The sequence below is a fragment of the Salinispora goodfellowii genome, from assembly GCF_059570675.1.
In genome coordinates this window covers 115310-134683 of record NZ_JCANTD010000006.1, presented here as the reverse complement: position 1 = coordinate 134683, position 19374 = coordinate 115310, and the positions used below count along the sequence as shown (strand labels likewise).

General features: G+C 69.7%; 20 protein-coding genes and 1 riboswitch. Of the genes, 10 read left to right on the top strand and 10 right to left on the bottom strand.

The window, feature by feature from the left end:
* Positions 1-19: 19 nt before the first annotated feature.
* From T398_RS09335 to T398_RS09305, 7 genes are all read right to left on the bottom strand, one after another.
* Positions 20-862: an energy-coupling factor ABC transporter ATP-binding protein gene (locus T398_RS09335; protein WP_496445931.1), complete on the bottom strand. Its 843-nt coding sequence runs from the start codon at positions 860-862 to the stop codon at positions 20-22.
* A complete protein-coding gene (gene cbiQ, locus T398_RS09330) occupies positions 859-1599 on the bottom strand; it encodes a cobalt ECF transporter T component CbiQ (protein ID WP_496445930.1) in 741 nt (246 codons plus the stop codon). Before cbiQ ends, T398_RS09335 begins: the two co-directional genes overlap by 4 nt.
* A gap of 1 nt (position 1600) precedes the next feature.
* Complete coding sequence (locus tag T398_RS09325) at positions 1601-1918, bottom strand: energy-coupling factor ABC transporter substrate-binding protein (protein WP_496445929.1); 318 nt, start codon at positions 1916-1918, stop codon at positions 1601-1603.
* The gene (locus T398_RS09320) at positions 1915-2595 is read right to left on the bottom strand and encodes an energy-coupling factor ABC transporter permease (protein ID WP_018215767.1); all 681 of its coding nucleotides are present in this window, start codon (positions 2593-2595) and stop codon (positions 1915-1917) included. Before T398_RS09320 ends, T398_RS09325 begins: the two co-directional genes overlap by 4 nt.
* Before the next feature lie 29 nt (positions 2596-2624).
* Positions 2625-2796: riboswitch (cobalamin riboswitch) on the bottom strand.
* A gap of 104 nt (positions 2797-2900) precedes the next feature.
* Positions 2901-3713, bottom strand: coding sequence for a class I SAM-dependent methyltransferase (locus T398_RS09315; RefSeq protein WP_496445928.1), 813 nt, complete (start codon positions 3711-3713; stop codon positions 2901-2903).
* The gene (locus T398_RS09310) at positions 3710-5305 is read right to left on the bottom strand and encodes a radical SAM protein (protein ID WP_496445927.1); all 1596 of its coding nucleotides are present in this window, start codon (positions 5303-5305) and stop codon (positions 3710-3712) included. The genes T398_RS09315 and T398_RS09310 overlap by 4 nt, the downstream gene beginning before the upstream one ends.
* A gap of 132 nt (positions 5306-5437) precedes the next feature.
* Positions 5438-6001: a PadR family transcriptional regulator gene (locus tag T398_RS09305; RefSeq protein ID WP_496445926.1), complete on the bottom strand. Its 564-nt coding sequence runs from the start codon at positions 5999-6001 to the stop codon at positions 5438-5440.
* An 86-nt stretch (positions 6002-6087) separates the two neighbouring features.
* Between T398_RS09305 and T398_RS09300 the strand changes: the two genes are divergently transcribed.
* Both T398_RS09300 and T398_RS09295 read left to right on the top strand, forming a co-directional pair.
* Entirely contained in the window at positions 6088-6243 is a 156-nt protein-coding gene (locus T398_RS09300; protein WP_496445925.1) for a hypothetical protein, read from the top strand.
* Complete coding sequence (locus T398_RS09295; protein WP_496445924.1) at positions 6240-7265, top strand: LLM class F420-dependent oxidoreductase; 1026 nt, start codon at positions 6240-6242, stop codon at positions 7263-7265. Before T398_RS09300 ends, T398_RS09295 begins: the two co-directional genes overlap by 4 nt.
* A 105-nt stretch (positions 7266-7370) precedes the next feature.
* Here the strand turns inward: T398_RS09295 and T398_RS09290 are convergent, their stop codons facing one another.
* Positions 7371-8462, bottom strand: a complete 1092-nt coding sequence (locus T398_RS09290) for a Zn-dependent alcohol dehydrogenase (RefSeq protein ID WP_496445923.1) — start codon at positions 8460-8462, stop codon at positions 7371-7373.
* 100 nt (positions 8463-8562) lie between these two features.
* Between T398_RS09290 and T398_RS09285 the strand changes: the two genes are divergently transcribed.
* Both T398_RS09285 and T398_RS09280 read left to right on the top strand, forming a co-directional pair.
* Entirely contained in the window at positions 8563-9237 is a 675-nt protein-coding gene (locus tag T398_RS09285) for a TetR/AcrR family transcriptional regulator (RefSeq protein WP_496445922.1), read from the top strand.
* Between the two features lie 75 nt (positions 9238-9312).
* Positions 9313-10239, top strand: a complete 927-nt coding sequence (locus T398_RS09280; protein WP_496445921.1) for an SDR family NAD(P)-dependent oxidoreductase — start codon at positions 9313-9315, stop codon at positions 10237-10239.
* A 115-nt stretch (positions 10240-10354) separates the two neighbouring features.
* Here the strand turns inward: T398_RS09280 and T398_RS09275 are convergent, their stop codons facing one another.
* The gene (locus T398_RS09275; RefSeq protein WP_496445920.1) at positions 10355-11863 is read right to left on the bottom strand and encodes an aldehyde dehydrogenase family protein; all 1509 of its coding nucleotides are present in this window, start codon (positions 11861-11863) and stop codon (positions 10355-10357) included.
* Between the two features lie 252 nt (positions 11864-12115).
* Between T398_RS09275 and T398_RS09270 the strand changes: the two genes are divergently transcribed.
* Genes T398_RS09270 through T398_RS09255 form a run of 4 tightly spaced genes read left to right on the top strand, consistent with a single transcriptional unit; the run spans position 12116 to position 15578 of the window.
* Positions 12116-12862 carry an enoyl-CoA hydratase family protein gene (locus T398_RS09270; protein ID WP_496446028.1) on the top strand — a complete coding sequence of 249 codons (747 nt, stop codon included), beginning with the start codon at positions 12116-12118 and terminating at the stop codon, positions 12860-12862.
* A 29-nt stretch (positions 12863-12891) separates the two neighbouring features.
* A complete protein-coding gene (locus T398_RS09265; RefSeq protein WP_496445919.1) occupies positions 12892-13734 on the top strand; it encodes a CoA transferase subunit A in 843 nt (280 codons plus the stop codon).
* Positions 13731-14462 (top strand): CoA-transferase subunit beta, encoded by a 732-nt coding sequence (locus T398_RS09260; protein ID WP_496445918.1) that lies wholly within the window; start codon positions 13731-13733, stop codon positions 14460-14462. Before T398_RS09265 ends, T398_RS09260 begins: the two co-directional genes overlap by 4 nt.
* 27 nt (positions 14463-14489) lie before the next feature.
* Positions 14490-15578: an NAD(P)H-dependent flavin oxidoreductase gene (locus T398_RS09255; RefSeq protein WP_496446027.1), complete on the top strand. Its 1089-nt coding sequence runs from the start codon at positions 14490-14492 to the stop codon at positions 15576-15578.
* Here the strand turns inward: T398_RS09255 and T398_RS09250 are convergent.
* Positions 15562-16695 (bottom strand): acetyl-CoA C-acetyltransferase, encoded by a 1134-nt coding sequence (locus T398_RS09250; protein ID WP_496445917.1) that lies wholly within the window; start codon positions 16693-16695, stop codon positions 15562-15564. The genes T398_RS09255 and T398_RS09250 overlap by 17 nt on opposite strands.
* Before the next feature lie 58 nt (positions 16696-16753).
* On the opposite strand from T398_RS09250, the gene T398_RS09245 reads away from it, so the two are divergent.
* Positions 16754-17959 carry an acyl-CoA dehydrogenase family protein gene (locus T398_RS09245; RefSeq protein WP_496446026.1) on the top strand — a complete coding sequence of 402 codons (1206 nt, stop codon included), beginning with the start codon at positions 16754-16756 and terminating at the stop codon, positions 17957-17959.
* Entirely contained in the window at positions 17956-19095 is a 1140-nt protein-coding gene (locus tag T398_RS09240) for an acyl-CoA dehydrogenase family protein (protein ID WP_496445916.1), read from the top strand. Before T398_RS09245 ends, T398_RS09240 begins: the two co-directional genes overlap by 4 nt.
* Positions 19096-19374: the final 279 nt, after the last annotated feature.

Here is a 19374-nt window from a genome sequence, read left to right as displayed (position 1 = left end):
ACGCGTCGGGTTGCGGCGATCACCGGTCATCCCCGGTGGCATCGTTGAGCAGCGCGGCGAGTTCGGTCACCGCCCGCGGACGGGCCCCCGCCAGCTCCGGAATCCGGTCCAGGAGCCGGTGCACCAACGGCGCCCACGCCGGCACCAGGTCTGCCGCCGCGAGCAGGCCCCCATCGGCAAGGCCGTCCGCCGTGGCTACCGTCCGCACGCCACCGCTCGAGACCACCGCCACCGCGTCCGCCCAGCGGAAGGCGAGGTCGACATCGTGCGTAGAGAGCACCACCGTCGTACCCGCGGTGTGTAGGTCGTCCAGGGTGCGCAGCAGTGCTTCCACCCCGGCCGGGTCGAGCCCGGCGGTCGGTTCGTCGAGAATGAGCAGCCGCGGGTGCATCGCGACCGCACCGGCGATGGCCACCCGCTTGCGCTGGCCGTAGGAGAGTAGATGGGTGGGTCGCTCGGCGAGCGCCGACACACCGAGCGCCGCCAGCGCCGCGTCGCAGCGCCGCCGCACCTGCGTGGCCGAAAGCCCCAGGTTGACCGGTCCGAAGGAGACATCCTGCCAGACGTTGGCGGAGAAGAGCTGGTCGTCCGGGTCCTGCACGACCAGCTGCACCTGCTGCCGCAGCTCCCGAAGACCGGCCCGGGTGTGCCGTACCCGGGTGCCGGCGACGGCGATCTGGCCCGTGGCGGGCCGCAGCGCGCCGGCCGCCAGTCGGAACAGCGTCGTCTTGCCGCCACCGTTCGGACCCAGCACGGCCAGCCGCTGGCCGGGGTCGATCCGAAGATTGACCCCGGCCAGGATCGATCGGCCCGGCTGGTAGGCGAAGCCCACCTCATCGAACTCCAGTAGCGAGGCGTTCACCAAGGGGACACCAGCCCGGTGCTGACCGTGGCAATCGCGCCGAGCAACGCCGTGGTCGCCGCGACGAACGGCACCGACACCCGGTGCGCCGCCACCTGCACGGCGAGTGAACCGGTGTAGCCCCGTACCGCCAGTCCCTCCTCCAGCCGCCGCGCCCGGTGCAACGCCCGAACGAACACCGCCCCCGCCTGTCCGGCCAGCGACCGGTAGGCGGTCCGCCAGGTACGGAAGCCAAGCCGCGCCGCCTGCGCCTGCCGGACCGCATGCACGCTCTCCACCAGCAGGAAGAGCATCCGGTACGTCAACGCGGCAACCTCGGTGACCGCCGGGGGGATCCCCAGCCGGTGCAGTCGTGGCAGGACATCCGACAACGGTGTGGTGGCGGTGAACAGCAGCAGGCAGGTCAACGCCGCCACGGAGCGGCCCGCGGTCTGTGCCGCCAGCGGCAGGCCGGCGGGGTCGATGGCCAGTCGGGCCGGAGCCGGCATCGACACCAGCAACGGGACCGTGGAGGTGGCCACGAAGAACAGCGGCACCCGGGCCGCCCGCAGCACCACGACCAGTGGCACCCGTGCGGCGGCCAGCAGCACCGCCGCGGCGCCACCGGACAGGAGCGCGGCGGGCCAGGTGGGCAGGGCCACCGCGCAGACCAGCAGCCCGAGCGCGAGCAGCGCCTTCTCGGCGGGGTGCCGACCTCGCCAGGGACCGGTGTGCGCGGCGATGTCGAGGGCGAACACGCTAACCGCGCTGCCGATCGACCGCGTCGCGCTGCCGCTGCCGGGTCCGGGCGACACCGAAGTAGTAGCCGAGCAGGCCGGCGCCGAGCGCGGCCTGGAGAGCAAAGAACGCCGACTCCAGCTCGGCCGACGGCGGCTCGTAGATCGGCGAGAACCACGGCTGGTAGTCGGGGTGGTCGTCCACGATGGCCTGCTCGGCGAGGGCGTCCGCGCCGGAGAAGGGTTCCTCCCCCGACCCCAGGCCGAGCGCCAGCGGCACCACCGCCAGGAGCAGCACCGCGAGCAGCAACAGCAGGTTCACCCAGGAGAAGCGCCTCATGCCCGTACCTCCGCCGCCGGGCGCAGCAGGCCGAGCCGACGCAGGTCGTCTCCGCTGGTCCGACTCAGCAGGCGGACCACCAGAACGGTCAGCAGTCCCTCGCTGATCGCCAACGGAATCTGGGTCACGGCGAAGATCCCGCCGAACTTCGCCAGCGCACCGCCGACGCCGGAGACCGGGTCGGGGAACGCCAGGGCCAGCTGGGCGACGGTGACACCGTACGTCGCCAGGCTGCCCAGGGCCGCAGCGGCGAACACCGCCGGACCCAGTCCGCCGCCAGCGCGACGGACCATGGTGTAGCTCCCATACGCCACCCACGGGCCGACGATCGCCATCGAGAAGATGTTCGCGCCCAGCGTGCTCAGCCCGCCGTGGGCCAGTAGCAGCGCCTGGAACAGCAGCACAATGCCGCCCAGCACGCTCATCACCGGCGGTCGGAACAGCACCGCCCCCAGCCCGGTGCCGGTCGGGTGGGAACTCGACCCGGTCACCGACGGGATCTTCAATGCGGACAGCGCGAAGGTGAAGGCACCGGCCGCACCGAGCAGCAGTTTCGAGTCTGGATCTGCCCGGACCTGCCGGACCAGGGCCCGACTCCCGTGGACGACGAAGGGCGCGGACACGACGAACCACGCCGCCGCCTGTTCCGGAGGGAGATACCCCTCGGCGATATGCATCGAATGACCTTCCCTTCCAGCACCTCGTGGATGAGATCCGTGTCAAGGCCGGTCTCCTGGCTTCCGGATCGACGTTCACTCCAGCCTTCCCAGACCTGGTTGGGCCCAGTGGCACAGTCAGAGATCACTACCCGGTCACAGTGGCGAGGGCCGCGCCGGTCTTCCACCGGCTTCCCGTGCACCTTGACGGCGAGAGGCTATCGGGCACCCGCCCGGACGGCAAGCTGTCGATTCACACCAATCGCTACCCGCCTCCGCCGGCTACGACGAAACCGGACGCCACGCTGCACCACGAGCCGGGAACTTCAGCCCGGGCCAGAGCCCGGTTTCCTGGCCGTCAGGAGGGCGTAGCCGAGCGCACCGTCGGCGACCGCGGCCCGGGCCGCGGCCAAGACCGCCGGGGCCCGGTCGAAGTCCAAGCCGAGCGCCGCCGCCTGATCCGCGGCGGTCAGCCGCAGCACGGTCAGGCGCGCCTCGATCTGGTCGATCATCGTGGTGACCGCGGAGTCGTGCCGTTCGGTGTGGGTTGTCGTCAGTCCTGCGCCCGCCAACAGGGCGACGTACTCATCGAGGGGGCGCGCATCGGCAACGCAGGCGATCCACGCTCCCAACCCGGTCAGTTCGGGGGGCAGCCGGTCGGGGACGGCGACAACATCGGCCAGCCCGAGTTGACCGCCCGGGACCAGCACCCGGGCCAGTTCCCCCGCTGCGGTGGGCTTGTCGGGGAAGGTGCAGAAGGCGCATTCGCAGACCACCACCTCAACCGAATGCGAGTCGACAGCCAGCCGCTCGGCGTCTCCCCGCCGGAACCGCACCTGGTCGGCGAGCCCAACGGACCGGGCCACCCGGGTGGCCACCGCGACGTTGGAGCCGGCGAGGTCCACACCGGTCACCGTGCAGCCGTACTCGGACGCCAGCAGCAGCGCGCTGGCGCCTCGTCCGCTCGCCACATCGAGTACGCGTTCGCCGGTGGTCAGGCCCAGTCGGGCGGCGAGTCGGCGGGTCAGCGACGAACCACCGGGATGGTACGCCTCGCCGAGGAGCAGGGCGACCAGGTCCGAACCGTAAGCCGCGGCGCAGCAGCCCTTCGGATCCGCTGCGGGCTCACTCCTCGTCACCGGATCCGCCGCCCGACGTTGGTGGCGTCCCGCGCCACCCGCCGTCCGGCGGCGACGCCGCCGTCCGGGTGCTGGGCGACCTTCGACCCGTACGGAGAGTCGGTGATCATCGAGCGGAGCGCGAGTGCGTTGGGCACCACGTCGGCGACCGGCACCCCGGACATCTGCTCGCGGACCTGTTCCCGGTAGCCGACCGAGTTGTAGGCGCAGAACGGGATCAGTCTGCCATCCGGGGTGATCTCCTCGACGCAACACTTCATCAGCTGCCGCACATTGAGGGTGTACGGGTCCTGGAAGTCCTGGATCACGATCATGAAGGCCCGGTCGGTCAGGTTCGCCACCGCCTCGGGTAGGTTGACGCCGCAGGCGTCGGCACAGTCCAGCGCCGCGGCGGTCTGGGCGAGGCGCACCTTGGTCGTGTCGGTGCCCATGAACGCCGACGCAGACCACAGCTTCTCCAGTGCTTCCCGGACAGCGGGGTCCGGCACCACCCGGTTGGTGACGTAGTCGAGATGGTCCGCCACGTCGAGCAGCCGGGGAATCGGCACCACCCCGAAATCCTCGGCGCCGGGCGTGCCCGAGGTGAGCAGATAGGTGATCGACCGGCAGGTCGGGAAGCAGCACGGCACCGGGAAGAAGTCCTCGGCCCGGAACCAGTCGGGCCGCTGCCGCGCGACGAGGTGAATGATGTCGGAGTTGGTCAGCCGGGTCAGCGGGTCAAAGGGCGTGTGCCGGCCGGAGTGGGTGACCGGCTGGAACGAGACGCTCCGCACCGCCGGGTGCGCCAGGCCGTGGCTGATGATGGCGCCGAGTTCGTGCTCGTTGAGCCCCCGTTCGACCGCGGCCACCAGGGTGACGGTCAGGCCGGCCTCGGCGCAGTTGTCCAACGCGCGCTGCTTGATCTCACGCAGGTCCCGACCCCGGATCTCCCGGTGTGTTCGCTCGTCGAACCCGTCGAACTGCAGGTAGATGTTGACCGCCCGGCCGGGACGGTTCCGTTCGCCGAGCGCTGCCACGAACCTCCGGTCGCTGGCGAGCCGGATTCCGTTGGTGTTGAGGTTGACGGCCCGAATCGGGCGGACCTGGGCGGCGTCCACGAAGTCTAGGATCTGCCGGTGGATGGTGGGCTCTCCACCGGAGAACATCACCACCTCGGCCTCGCCCTCACTCGCCACGAAGACGTCGAGCATCCGCTCGCACTGCGCCAGGCTGATGGCGTACCCGTCGGGCTGGTGACCGGAGTCGGCGAAGCAGATCGGGCAGTCGAGGTTACAGCCGGTGTTGACCTCGATGATGCCCAGACAGGCATGCTGCTTGTGTTCCGGACACAGCCCGCAGTCCGCCGGGCAACCGTCGCGCACCTCGGTCTGGAAGGTCAGCGGGATCGTGCCGGGCTTGTTGAATCGGGCGCTGTCGAGGTACATCCGCGCGTCGCCGTACACCAACGCCTCGAACTGGCCGTGCTCCGGACAGCGCTTCCGCAGGTAGACCTTGTCGTCGCGGAGGTTGACCTGTCCGTCGACAACCACCTTGCAGACCGGGCAGATCGACTTTGTGTACTCGACGAAAATCTCATCCCGGTCCCGCTTCATGGCTCTCACCATTCCACGCCGCACTGCCCCGGCACGCCGGCTTGGTCGAATACTGCCCGGCGTGGCTGACCGACCGGCAGTGCCCCGCCCCGTGCTGGTGGCCGGGCCGGAGGGTAGCCCGGCACCGGCAGGTCAGCGCGACACCGGGGCACGAGCGCGGAGCAGCGCCGCAACCTGCAGACACCATTCGCGATTTTCCTGCTCGAAGCGACGCCCCCGCAGGCAGGTGAGGTACGGCCCGATCCGGTTGCTCTCGCGCAGGAACGTCTCCTCGGTCAGGTCACCGCGCAGCTGCCGGAGCATCCGGTCGAAGAGTTCCACCTTGGCGGCGGCGATGACCGCCCGCTCCTCGAGCTGGGCGATGACCGGTGCCGGGTCGAGTCGGTCCACGGCCTGGACCACGACGAGCAGGTCCTCCCGGGTCGACGACGGCTTCGACGGCACGGCGGCGAAGGCGGCCAGTTCGGCGAGGCCGGCGGGGGTGACCGTGAACAGCCGCTTGTTGGGGCGGTCGTGCTGGATGACCTGGCGACCAGTGATCAACCCCGCCCGTTCCAGCCTGGTCAACTCGGCGTAGAGCTGCTGGGGTACCGCGTACCAGAAGTTGGAGCAGGAAACATCGAAGATTTTGGCCAGCTGATAGCCGCTGTACTCTCCATCGAGCAGCGCCGCCAACACCGCGTGCCGCAGCGCCATGGCCACACCTCCCGCTCCGGGTGAGGACGGAATTCGGCGGGCCGGCACCGCGTCGCCGACCCTTCCCCCGAACCATACTCAATGATATGACTATTCCTGTTGTGGATTATCGGCGGCAGTTCTCCCGACCGTCGATCCTGCCCATCGTCACCCTGCCCACCGTCACCACGCGGAGCGAGACGGCCCCCACCGGCTTCCCCCGCACCCGGGACTCCCGGGGACCTGGAAGGACACCCCCATGAAGCTTGGCTACACGACCGGCTACTGGTCCTCCGGGCCGCCCGAGGGCGTCACGGCGGCTATCGCCGAGGCCGACCGACTCGGCTTCGACTCCGTCTGGGCCGCCGAGGCGTACGGATCGGACTGCCTCACCCCACTCGCGTGGTGGGGAGCGAGCACCTCCACGGTCCGCCTGGGCACCAACATCATGCAGATGTCGGCCCGCACTCCGACCGCCGCGGCGATGGCCGCGCTCACCCTCGACCACCTCTCCGGGGGCCGCTTCGTCCTCGGGCTCGGCGTGTCCGGCCCGCAGGTCGTGGAGGGATGGTACGGCCAGCCCTATCCGCGTCCGCTGGCCCGCACCCGGGAGTACATCGAAATCATCCGCGCCGTCCTCGCCCGGTCCGAGCCGGTTACGTACGACGGCGACTTCTTCCAGCTACCGCATCGCGGCGGCACCGGGCTGGGTAAGCCACTGAAGTCCACTGTCCACCCGCTGCGCGCCGACATCCCGATCTTCCTCGGCGCTGAGGGGCCGAAGAACGTCGCCCTAGCCGCCGAGATCGCCGATGGCTGGCTCCCGATCTTCTTCTCCCCCAAGGCGGACAGCTTCTACCGGGCCGCCCTGGCCGAGGGCTTCGCCCGCCCCGGCGCCCGCCGCGACCTGGACACATTCGAGGTCGCCGCGACCGTACCGATCGTCGTCCACGACGACATCGAGCGGGCGGCGGATCGGCTCCGACCCTTCGTCGCGCTCTACGTGGGCGGCATGGGAGCCAAGTCAGTCAACTTCCACCGGGATGTCTTCGCCCGCCTCGGCTACGAAAAGGAATGCGACGTTATCACCGAGGCGTACCTGGCGGGCGACAAGAAGCGGGCCACCGCCGCCGTGCCGACCGCGCTGGTGGAGGACATCGCCCTGATCGGCCCGGTCGCCAAGGTCCGCGACGAGCTGCAGCGGTGGCGCGAGACCGTGGTCACGACGCTGCTGGTCCAGGGCAACGCCCAGCAGCTACGCCAGGTCGCTGAAGTGGTGGGCTGAGCACCCGTCCAGCCGATCACCCGACCCCGGTTGGCCCACCTGACTGCGGCCCGCGCCGCCGCGGCGGTGGGCCACCGGAGTCGCCGAGTCAATCACACCGGCGGGTCAACTGGCGCCGTCGTAACAGATGACCTGACGAATCACGTCGCCGCGGCCGAGAGCGGCGAGGGCGTCCCCGACCTCCTCCAGCCGCAGCCGGTGCGTAATCATCGCACTCAGGTCGAGTCGGCCAGCCCGCCAGAGGTCAAACATCCGGTCAAAGTCTCGCGGCGCCTGCGACGCACCGTAGAGCGAGGAAGTGATGCTCTTCCCCTCGAACAACAGCTCGAAGGGACTGAACGTGACCTGCTGATCGGAGCGACCGGCACCCACGACCACCACCGCCCCACCCCGACGTGCCGCAGTCCACGCCGTACGCAGCGTCTGCGGCGCAGCCACCACGTCGAAGACAGTGTCGAAGCCCTCACCGTCAGTGAGCTGAACTGACAGCTCACCCAAAGCCTCCGGGCCACATCCGTGGGTCGCCCCGAACCGCAGCGCGGTCTGCTGTTTGGCCTCCACCGTGTCGACCGCGACGATGACGGCCGCACCGGCGAGCCGCGCGCCCTGGATCGCAGCAATACCCACGCCGCCGCAGCCGATCACCGCGACGGCGGCACCGGGCTCGACCCGGGCCGTGTTGATCACGGCGCCAACGCCGGTCATCACGCCGCAGCCGACCAGCGCGGCCACCTCGTACGGCACATCGGGGGCCACCTTCACGGCGCCGGCACGGGGAATAACGATCTCCTCGGCAAAGGCGCCACACCCGGCCATCGCGAAGACCGGGGTCTCGCCGGCCAGGAACCGCGGCTGGGCGTAGCCGGCCAGCACATTGGTCAAGCACAGGTAGGGCTCCCCCCGGGCGCAGGAGGAGCAGGACCCACACGCGGGTAGCCAGTTGACCACGACCCGGTCCCCCTCGGCCAGGTCCTCCACGCCATCGCCGACCGCGATGACATCGCCGGATGCCTCGTGCCCCAGCACCACGGGCATCGGGTGTGGCAGCACCCCCTCGCGCGTTGAGCGGTCGGAGTGACACACCCCGGCCGCTCGAACCCGGATCCGGACCTCACCCGCGTCCGGCCCGAGCACCGTCACGTCATCGCGAATCTCGACCTTGTCGTCGCCCACCGTGTGAAAGATCGCCGCCCGCACGAAGTCACCTCCAAAAGTGAAACCTGTTCTAGCCTAGGGGTTGACAGGGGCCCGGGCAAGCGGCTGGGGCGCAGCCGGGGCGACCGGCATAATTCGACCCGTGACCACAAAGAAAGCCAGCAGCGCGGGCCTGCCGTCAGAGCGTCGCACCCACCTCGTACGCTTGGCCGGGGAACTGTTCGCCGAGAAGGGCTTCCGAGCCACCACCGTGCGGGAGATCGCCGACGCGGCCGGAATCCTCTCCGGCAGCCTCTACCACCACTTCGACTCCAAGGAGTCGATCGGGGACGAGCTCCTCTCCGACTTCCTCAACGAGGTGCTCACCGGCTACCGCGAGGCGGTCGCCGACACGTACGACCCCCGCCGCACGATCGAGCAGTTCGTACGCTCCAGCGCGGCGACGCTGGCCCGACATCGCGCCGCCCTGACCATGCTGCAGAACGACTGGAACCACTTCCGCGCCGTACCCCGCTTCGACTATCTGCGCGACGCCACCCGGGAGATCGAACACCTCTGGGTAGACCAGTTGGAGCGGGGGAAGCAGAGCGGGCTCTTTTGCTCCGATCTGGACACCAAGCTGACCTACCGGCTCCTGCGGGACGTGTTGTGGATACCGACGCGGTGGGGGCAGAACGGCAGTAACGGCTGGCATGCCGACCAGATTGCCGACGCGGTAATTCACCTGATCTTCGACGGCATTCTCGCTCCGGAGAATGGGTCGACTGGGGGGTCACCGGCGGATCGATCTCCCCGGGCGAAGCCAACGAGAAGCTGATACGCTCCCAAGCAAGCGATTGGTCAACCAATGTGCCCGGCGGAGCTACGACTGCCCGCGGACGAGGGAGCACCAATGACAGATCAGCAGTTCACACTGGACGGCACGGCCGCGATCGTGACCGGGGCCGGTAACGGTTTGGGGCGCGCAGAAGCCCTCGAGTTGGCGGCAGGCGGGGCCCGGCTCATCCTCAACGACCTTCCCGGCGACGCCGTCACGGCGGTGGCCGCCGAGATCAAGGCGGCGGGCGGCGAGGCGACGGTGTGCACCGGCGACATCGGCGACTGGTCCACCGGTGAGTCCCTCCTGAAAGCCGCCCTCGACACCTACGGCCGGCTGGACATCCTGGTCAACAACGCCGGCGTCCTCCGCGATCGGATGGTCTTCACGATGTCGGCGCAGGAGTGGGACCTCGTCCTGCGGGTGCACCTGCGGGGACACTTCGTCACCACCCGCTTCGCCACCGCCTACTGGCGCGAACGCAGCAAGGCACTCGGCACCCCGGTGTACGGCCGGATCATCAACACCTCCTCGGAGGCGTTTCTGCTCGGCTCGCCCGGGCAGCCGAACTACGCCGCCGCGAAAGCCGGCGTTGTGGCGCTCACCGTCGCGACCGCGCGGAGCTGCGCCCGCTACGGTGTCCGGGCCAATGCCATCTGCCCACGAGCGCGCACGGCGATGACCAGCGAGCTCATGGGACCCTCCCCCGAGGATGCGACCGATCCGTTGTCCCCAACGCACGTCGCACCGCTCGTGCGGTACCTCGCGAGCCCGGCCGGAGGTCCGATCAACGGCGAGGTCTTCGTGATCCACGGGGGCGTGGCCGCGGTGCTGGCCCCACCCACCGTGCGCGCAAGTTTCCACACCGATGGCGAGTCCTGGTCGCCCACCGCCCTCCACGACGCCCTGGGACCCCTCTTCGGCGAGCATGCCTCCGGAACGGGCTACGCCTGCGAGGCCACCCTGCCGCTGGCGGCGACCACATTCGGCGAGAGCCGGTAGCCCACCGCGGGTGCGGCAGGGCGGCGGCGATCATCGATCGCCGCCGCCCTGCCACAGCAACTGCCGCCGGTCGCCGACCAGGACACCATGCCGGGTCGGCGACGACGCCCGCCACCTACATGAGCTCATCCGTGGTGGGCAGGAGGACGGTCTTCACCTCGGTGAATGACTCCGCCGAGCCGCGCCCGCCCTCCCGTCCGAGGCCGGACTGGCCGAATCCGCCAAAGGCCGCATGGGGCTCTACCTGATAGCCGTTGACGCCGACGGTTCCGGCCCGCACGGCTCGGGTCAGCCGCATGGCACGCTTCACATCGCTGGTCCACACCGTGGCGGCGAGTCCGTACTCGGTGTCGTTCGCCAGGCGTACCGCCTCCTGCTCATCGGTGAACGGCGTCACCCCAAGCACCGGGCCGAAGATCTCCTCCCGGGCGATGGTCATGTCGCTGGCCACGTCGGCGAAGAGCGCCGGCGTCACGAAGTTGCCGGCAGCCAGCTCTCCGCCAACCCGTTCGCCACCGCAGACCAGGCGAGCCCCCTCCTCCTGTCCCTTCCCGACATAGCCGAGCACGCGGTCCAGCTGCCGCGTGTTGATCAGCGGAGAGGCGGTGGTCTCGGCGTCGAAGGGATCTCCGTAGTTCACCAGGGCGGTCGCACCGGCGGCGATTGAGAGGAAGTCGTCGTAGACCTCCCGCTGGACCAGCGCTCGAGTGTGGGCCACACAGACCTGGCCCGACAGTCCCACCGTGACTGTTCCCATGGTCAGTGCCGCGGCGGCGTAGATGTCGGCATCGGCGAAGACAATCGATGGGCTCTTTCCCCCGAGCTCCAGACTCACCCTGGTGATTCTGTCCGCCGCAGCATGCAGGATGCGCCGGCCCACAGCACGACTGCCGGTGAAGGTGATCTTGTCTACCAGTGGGTGGGTGACCAGCGCCTCGCCGGTGGTCTCCCCGGGCCCGGTCACCACGTTGAGCACGCCCGGAGGAACCCCGGCCTCCTCGAGAATCCGCACCAGTCGCAGTACGGCGAAGGTGGCGTACTCCGACGGCTTCAGCACCACGGTGCACCCGGTGGCCAACGCCGGCGCGAGCTTCTGCGCCGCCAGTAGGAGGGGCGCATTCCATGGGATGACCGCCGCCACCACCCCGATCGGCTCGCGCAGGGTGAACACCATGTGGTCACCCCCCTGGTAGGGCGGCAGCGTCTCGCCAGCGAGTTTGTCGACCCAGCCAGCATGGTGATCAAAAATGTCGGCCGCACACTCGGCCGACACCGCATAGGCGTCACCAAAGCTCAACGGAACACTGTTGTCGAGCGCCTGGAGCGCAAGCAGTTCATCGGCGTGCTCCCGGATGAGGTCAGCGGTCCGCCGCAGCACCCGGATGCGCTCCTTCGCCCGGCTGTGGGGCCAGGGCCCCTCGTCGAACGCAGTTCGGGCGGCTCGGACGGCGATGTCCACGTCGGCGGCGTCCGCGACCGCGAACCTCCCCACCTCCTCACCCGTCGCCGGATGTAGGTGCACCCACGTCCGGTCGTCCCGCGACGGCCGCCAGTCACCGGCGAGGAGCAGTTCCCCCCGGGTCAGTCCCACCGCGTCCCGTCGTGACTTAATCGAGAGAACCATGCCCACCCTCCACAGCAACCAGGTATAACCTGTTCTATTTCTCGGCAGGATACGCCGAACCCGTGGGCACTGCCAGGCTCCGGGTGAGGCATCGATACACAGCTCGGCTTCGTGATAGCTTTCTGCCAAGCAAGCGCTAGGTTCATGGCAGCTGTCTGGACGGCGTTCGGGCTGGCCATGCGTGTCGCTATCCGTTCGGAGCAGACGGTGGATTCCGTTCCGGAGCAGCCGGTGGAGCTGGAGGCATCAACGATGGGCATCGACATTCGCGGCGACGAACGGATCAGCGAGGTGGTCATCGCCATCCCCCCGGTCAACGCCCTGGCGAGCGACGACTGGTTCGCACTGGCCGACGCCATCCACACCGCTGCTGCCAGCCCCACTGTGGCGGCCGTGATCCTCAGCGCCGAGGGGCGCGGATTCTGTGCCGGCGTGGACCTCAAGGAGCTCCAGCACAGCACCGACCACGCGGCGCTGATCGGCGTCAACCGGGGCTGCTACGCCGCCTTCGCCGCCGTCTACGAGTGTCCGGTGCCAGTCGTGGCAGCCGTCCACGGCTTCTGCCTCGGTGGCGGTGTCGGCCTCGCCGGCACCGCCGACATCGTGGTGGCCGCCGACGATGCCACCTTCGGTCTACCAGAGGTGGACCGGGGTGCGTTGGGCGCAGCGACGCACCTGTCCCGGCTGGTGCCGCAGCAACTCATGCGGGCGATGGTCTACACCTGCCGGCAGATCACCGCACCGCAACTGCGGGACTTCGGGTCGGTGCTCGAGGTGGTGCCACGGGAGCAACTGGCGGCCACGGCTCGCTTGGTGGCCGAGGAGATCGCGGCCAAGGACCCGGTCATCATTCGTCGGGCAAAGGAGTCACTCAACGGGATCGACCCCATCGACCTCCGACGGTCCTACCGCTACGAGCAGGGCTTCACCTACGAGCTGAATCTCGCGGGCGTTTCCGACCGGGCGAGACAGAGCTTCTTCGACCGAGGCAAGCACTGACCGATCGACGAGGGAGGGTGGCCTGACCCATGGCCGACAAGGTAATGAGCATCGCGGAGGTAGTCGGCGAGCTGCGCTCCGGCATGACGATCGGCATCGGGGGTTGGGGGTCACGACGGAAGCCGATGGCGCTGGTCCGCGCCATCGCCCGGTCCGCCCTCACCGATCTCACCATCGTGTCCTACGGCGGCCCCGACATCGGCCTGTTGGTGGCGGCGGGGCGGGTGCGGCGAGTGGTGACCGGGTTCGTCTCCCTCGACAGCATCCCCCTCGAGCCCCACTTCCGGCGCGCCCGGCAGCTGGGTGCCGTCGAGCTGACCGAGCTGGACGAGGGAATGCTGCACTGGGGGCTGCTCGCCGCCGCGCGGCGACTTCCCTACCTACCGATCCGCGCCGGGCTGGGCTCCGATGTCCTGCGAATAAACCCCGAACTCCGTACGGTGCGGTCCCCCTACTCCGACGGCGAGGAGCTGGTGGCGGTACCGGCCCTCACCCTGGATGTTGCGTTCGTGCACCTGAACCGGGCCGACCGCCAGGGCAATGGCCAGTACCTGGGCCCGGACCCGTACTTCGACGATCTCTTCTGCCTCGCCGCTGCCCGGAGCTTCATCTCCTGCGAGCGGTTGGTCGACCCGGCCGAGCTGCGCTCCGGCGGCCCAGTGCAGAGCCTCCTGATCAGCCGCATGATGGTCAACGGCGTCCTCGAGACCCCGCATGGCGCGCACTTCACCAGCTGCGTACCGGACTACGACCGCGACGAGGCGTTCCAGCGTGAGTACGCGGAATCCGCTGCCAGCCCGCAGGCATGGGACCGCTTCCGGGCTCGGTATCTCGATGCGGATGAGGCCCACTACCAGCGAGCCGTGTCGTGACCGGGGCCAGCCGGGTCGAGGTCTGCATCGTCGCCTGCGCCGAAGCGTGGCGGGGCGATGGCGAGATCCTGGCCAGCTCCATCGGACTGGTCCCCCGCCTGGCCGCCCAGTTGGCCCGCCGGACCTTCGCTCCCGACCTGGTGCTCAGCGACGGCGAGGCCGGGCTGGTCGGCGACGACGGGGCCGAGGGGTGGCTGCCCTACCGAGCGGTGCTCGGCATCGCCGCTGCCGGGCGTCGCCACATGATGATGGGGGCCAGCCAGCTGGACCGGTACGGCAACCAGAACATCTCCTGCATCGGCTCCTGGACACAGCCCACCACCCAGCTGCTCGGCGTACGCGGCGCCCCGGGGAACACCATCAACCATCCCACCAGCTACTGGGTGCCCCGCCACACCCGACGGGTCTTCGTGGACCGGGTCGACGTGGTCTGCGGCATCGGCTACGACCAGGCCGCCGCCCTCGGGCCCCCGGGCAACCGGTTCCACGAGATCCGGATGGTGGTGACGGACAAGGCGGTCCTCGACTTCCAGTCACCGGATCGGGCGATGCGGTTGCGCTCGGTACACCCCGGCGTCAGCGTGGACGAGGTCGTGGCCGCGACCGGCTTCCCGTTGCAGCTGCCGGATCACGTACCGGAGACCAGGACCCCCAACGATCACGAGCTGCGACTCATCCGCGATCGACTGGATCCGGCTGGGTTACGAGATCACGAGCTGGGTCGGTGAATCCCCGACGCGCCCATCCGGCTGTTCCTGCCCGGTACCGACAGGGAGACCACCATGCACCCGGCACTGCGCACCCAGTTGACCGAGTTGGTCGGCGTCCGGTACCCCATCGTGCAGACCGGCATGGGCTATGTCTCCGGTGCCCGGTTGACCGCGGCGACAGCCCAGGCTGGCGGCCTCGGCATCATCGCCTCGGCCACGATGAACCTCGACGAGTTGCGCTCCGCGATCCACGAGGTGCGTCGGTGTACCTCCGCGCCATTCGGGGTCAACCTGCGCGCGGACGCAACGGACGTGCGGGAGCGGGTCGAGTTGGTCATCGCGGAGTCGGTCCGGGTCGTCTCGTTCGCGCTCGCGCCGCGCCGCGACCTCATCAGCCGGCTCCGCGACGCCGGGGTGATCACCATCCCGTCCGTCGGCGCCCTCCGGCATGCGGAGAAGGTGGCCGGTTGGGGGGCGGACGCCGTCCTGGTCCAGGGGGGCGAGGGTGGTGGGCACACGGGACCGGTGCCCACCAGCCTGCTCCTGCCCCAGGTGGTCGACGCGGTCGACATACCGGTGGTCGCGGCGGGGGGCTTCTTCGACGGCCGCGGCCTGGTATCCGCCCTCGCCTACGGCGCGGCGGGAATCGCCATGGGTACCCGGTTCCTGTTGACCAGCGACAGCCCCGTCGGCGCAGCGGTGAAACAGACCTATCTCGACAGCGGCCCCACCGACACGGTGGTCACCACGCAGGTCGACGGTGTACCGCACCGGGTCCTCCGGACCCGGTTCGTGGACCGGCTCGAACGATCGGGACGGATCAGCACCCTGGCCAACGCGTTCGGGCGGGCCCTCGCGCTGCGCCGACGCACCGCAATGCCGTGGTCGGCGCTGATTCGGGATGGCTTCGCCGCCCGACGCAGCCGCGAACTCTCCTGGTCCCAGACGCTGATGGCCGCCAACACCCCGGTCCTACTTCGCGCGGCGATGGTGGACGGCCGAGCCGACCTCGGGGTGATGTCCGCCGGACAGGTGGTGGGGCTCATCGACGACCTGCCCTCGTGCGCGGCGCTCATCGACCGGATCATCGCCGAGGCAGACGGCTGCCTATCTCGGCTTACAACCGCTCAATGACAGTGACGTTCGCCTGGCCGCCCCCCTCGCACATCGTCTGCAACCCATACCGACCGCCGGAGCGTTCCAGCTCGTGCAGCAGGGTGGTCATCAGCCGCGCGCCGGTCGCACCGAGCGGATGCCCAAGGGCGATCGCCCCACCGTTGACATTGACCCGATCCAGGTCCGCACCGGTTTCGCGCAGCCAGGCGAGCACCACGCTGGCAAACGCCTCGTTGATCTCGATCAGGTCAATCTGGTCGAGCGTCATCCCGGCCCGCCGCAACGCGACCTCGGTTGCCCGAATCGGCGCGGTCAGCATCAGCACCGGGTCATCGCCCCGGGCGCTGAGATGGTGGACGCGGGCCCGGGGCGACAGCCCGTGCACCCGAAGTCCCCGCTCGGAGGCGACCAGCACGACGCTGGCCGCGTCGGCGAGTTGGCTGGCGAGAGCCGCGGTGGTCGTACCGTCGGGACGTAGTGGGGCAAGGGTGGCCATCGCTGCCAGGGAGGTATCCGGTCGCGGGCACTCGTCGACCGTACAGCCGGCACAGGGCACGATCTCAGCGGCAAATCGTCCCGCCTCCCGGGCGCGGACCGCCCGCTCGTGACTGAGCAACGCGTACTGTTCCATCTCGGGACGGGTGATCCCCCACCGGGCGGCGATGAGGTCTGCGCTGCGGAATTGGGAGATCTCTTCCTCCCCATAGCGAGCCGCCCACCCGACGGAGCCGGCGTACGGGCCGTGCGGGGCCATCGCACTCGCGATCGGCACCTGACTCATGCTCTGCACGCCACCGGCGACCACCAGGTCTGCGGTGCCGGCCAGGACGGCCTGGGCGGCGAAGTGCACCGCCTGTTGGGACGAGCCACACTGTCGGTCGACGGTCACCCCGGGCACCTCCTCCGGTAGGCCAGCCGCCAGCCAAGCCGTCCGGGCGATGTCACCCGACTGGGGCCCGAGGGTGTCCACGCAGCCGAACACGACGTCATCTATCGCGGCCGGGTCAACCCCCACCCGGTCCAGTAGGGACGCGATTACCTGGCCACCGAGGTCTGCGGGGTGCACCCCGGCCAGCCCACCACCGCGCCGCCCCACCGGGCTGCGCACCGCGTCGACAAGGTACGCCTCGCTCATCGTCGCCTCCTCCAGTATGCTAGAACGCGTTCTAAATCTAGCCGAACGGGGCAGCGCTATGCACCTCTCCTACTCGGTCGAACAACAACAACTCCGTGCCCGACTGCGCGCTTACTTCGCTGAGCTGATGAGCCCCGAAGTCCGCGAGGCACTCGCCATGAGCGATGGCGAGTATGGAGACGGCAAGGTCTACCGCGACATCGTGCGACGCCTAGGCCAGGATGGCTGGCTGACGCTCGGCTGGCCCCGGGAGTACGGCGGTGGGGACGGGTCCACGCTGGATCAACTCATCTTCACCGACGAGGCGGCGGTCGCGGGGGTGCCGGTTCCGTTCCTGACCATCAATACCATCGGACCGACGCTGATGCGCTTCGGCACCGAGCGGCAACGTGCCGAGTACCTGCCCCGGATCGCCGCCGGCGAGTTGCACTTCTCGATCGGCTACTCCGAGCCGGAGGCGGGCACCGACCTGGCCGCCCTGCGCACCACCGCGGTCCGCGACGGTGAGACCTATCTGGTCAACGGCCAGAAGATGTGGACCAGCCTCATCCAGTACGCGGACTACGTCTGGCTGGCCTGCCGCACGGCACCGGAGGCCCCCCAGCACGAGGGTCTGTCAATCCTCATCGTGCCGACCGACTCGCCGGGCTTCTCGTGGACTCCGGTGCGCACCGTCGCCGGGCCGACCACCAGCGCCACCTACTACACCGACGTCCGGGTACCGCGCTCCGCACTGGTGGGCGCGGAGAACCGGGGCTGGCCGCTGATCACCAACCAGCTCAACCACGAGCGGGTCGCGCTCACCTCGGCCGCGCCCATCCGACACGCGTTACGTGAGGTGCGGGACTGGGCTCTCGCCACCACCCTGCCGGGCGGGAAGCGGGTCATCGACCAGGAGTGGGTCCAGCTGCACCTGGCCCGGGTGCACGCCAAGGCCGAGTTCCTCAAGGTCTACAACTGGCGACTCGCCGCCGAGTCAGCCAGCGGCCTCGACCCGGCCGCCGCCTCGGCTACCAAGGTCTACGGAACCGAATTCGCCATCGAGGCGTACCGGCTGCTCATGGAGGTGCTCGGCACGAACGCGACGGTGCGGCAGGGGTCCCGCGGTGCCTTGCTGCGCGGGCGGGTGGAGGGGTTACACCGCTCCGCCCTGATCCTCACCTTCGGCGGCGGCACCAACGAGGTGCAGCGAGACATCATCGCCACCGTCGGCCTGGGGCTGCCAGCGGCCCGTCGGCGCACCCAACGGCAGGAGTGGTCATGAGATTCGCCCCAAGTGAGAGCCACCGCGACCTCGCCCGGCTGACCCGGCAGATCCTCACCGACCAGGTCACCACGGACCGGCTCCGGGACCTCGAGGCGAAGGACACCTGCCTGGACCGACCACTCTGGCGGGAACTCGCCACGGCGGGAGTGCTCGCCGCCGCGCTGCCCCACCGGGCGGGCGGTGACGGGCTCGGCCTGATGGAGCAGTGCGGCGTTCTGATCGAGGTGGGCCGGAGCGTCGCCCCCGTGCCCTACCTGTCCAGCATCGTGACGGCGGCGGCCGGACTGGCCACATTCGGTGACGACCAGCAGGTCACTCGGTGGGTCACTCCAGCCCGGGAAGGGGCCATGGTCCTGACCGCCGCCCTCACGGAGGGCGAGGTAGGTGCCGAGCGCGTCGCCGGCCGTTGGGTGCTGACCGGGACGAAGACGACCGTGCCGGCCGCACCGGACGCCGATCTGGTGCTGGTCCCGGCCAAGTTCGGCCGTAGGACCGCGGTCTTCCTCGTCTGCCCCGACGACCCCGGGGTTACCGTGGAGCCGCAGCAGGTGGCGGGGGGCGAGGGGGCCGGCTGGCTGGACCTGGCCCGGGTGGCCCTTCCCGACGACCGGCTCCTCGGCACCGTCGCGGACGGCAGCGCCATCGCCGCCTGGCTCACCACGCGGGCCACCATCGGATCCTGCGCCCTCCAGCTCGGGGTGACCGAGCGGGCGCTGGAGTTGACCGCGGAGTACGTCCGCAGCCGGATCCAGTTCGGTCGCCCGATCGGCACCTTCCAGGCGGTGGCGCAGCGGCTCGCCGACACCTACATCGATGTCGAGGCGATCCGGCTCACCCTCTGGCAGGCGGCTTGGCGACTCGCCGAAGGGCTACCCTGCCCAACCGAGGTGGCGACGGCCAAGTTCTGGGCCGCCGACGCCGGACACCGGGTCGCGCACACCGCCGTCCACCTCCATGGTGGCGTAGGGATCGATCTCGACCACCAACTGCACCGCTACTTTCTTGCCGCGAAGCACCACGAGTTCCGGTGGGGCGGTGCCACCGCCCAACTACGGGCGATCGGCGCCACCCTCACCTCGACCGAGTTGGCAGACCAGGACGGCTCGGCCGGTGAGTCACCGCCCGCCGCCTGAACCCGGAGGGTGCCACGGCGGGCCCCAACCAACCGCCTCGCGGGCCTGACCCCGAGACGTTGACGACGCGGAGAGTACACCATAGATTGACATACATAAATGTAAAGGGGATTGGTACCCGGGCCCTTCGACGCAAACCCGAGAACCACTCCCCCTCCGACCTGATTGGCGGCGATCACCGCGACCGGGTTAACCCGGCGGCGATCGCCACCGATGCGGTCGGCCGCCAGCCCTCGACAACCCCGTCACCGATCTGGTGGTCAATCTCGATCGGCACTG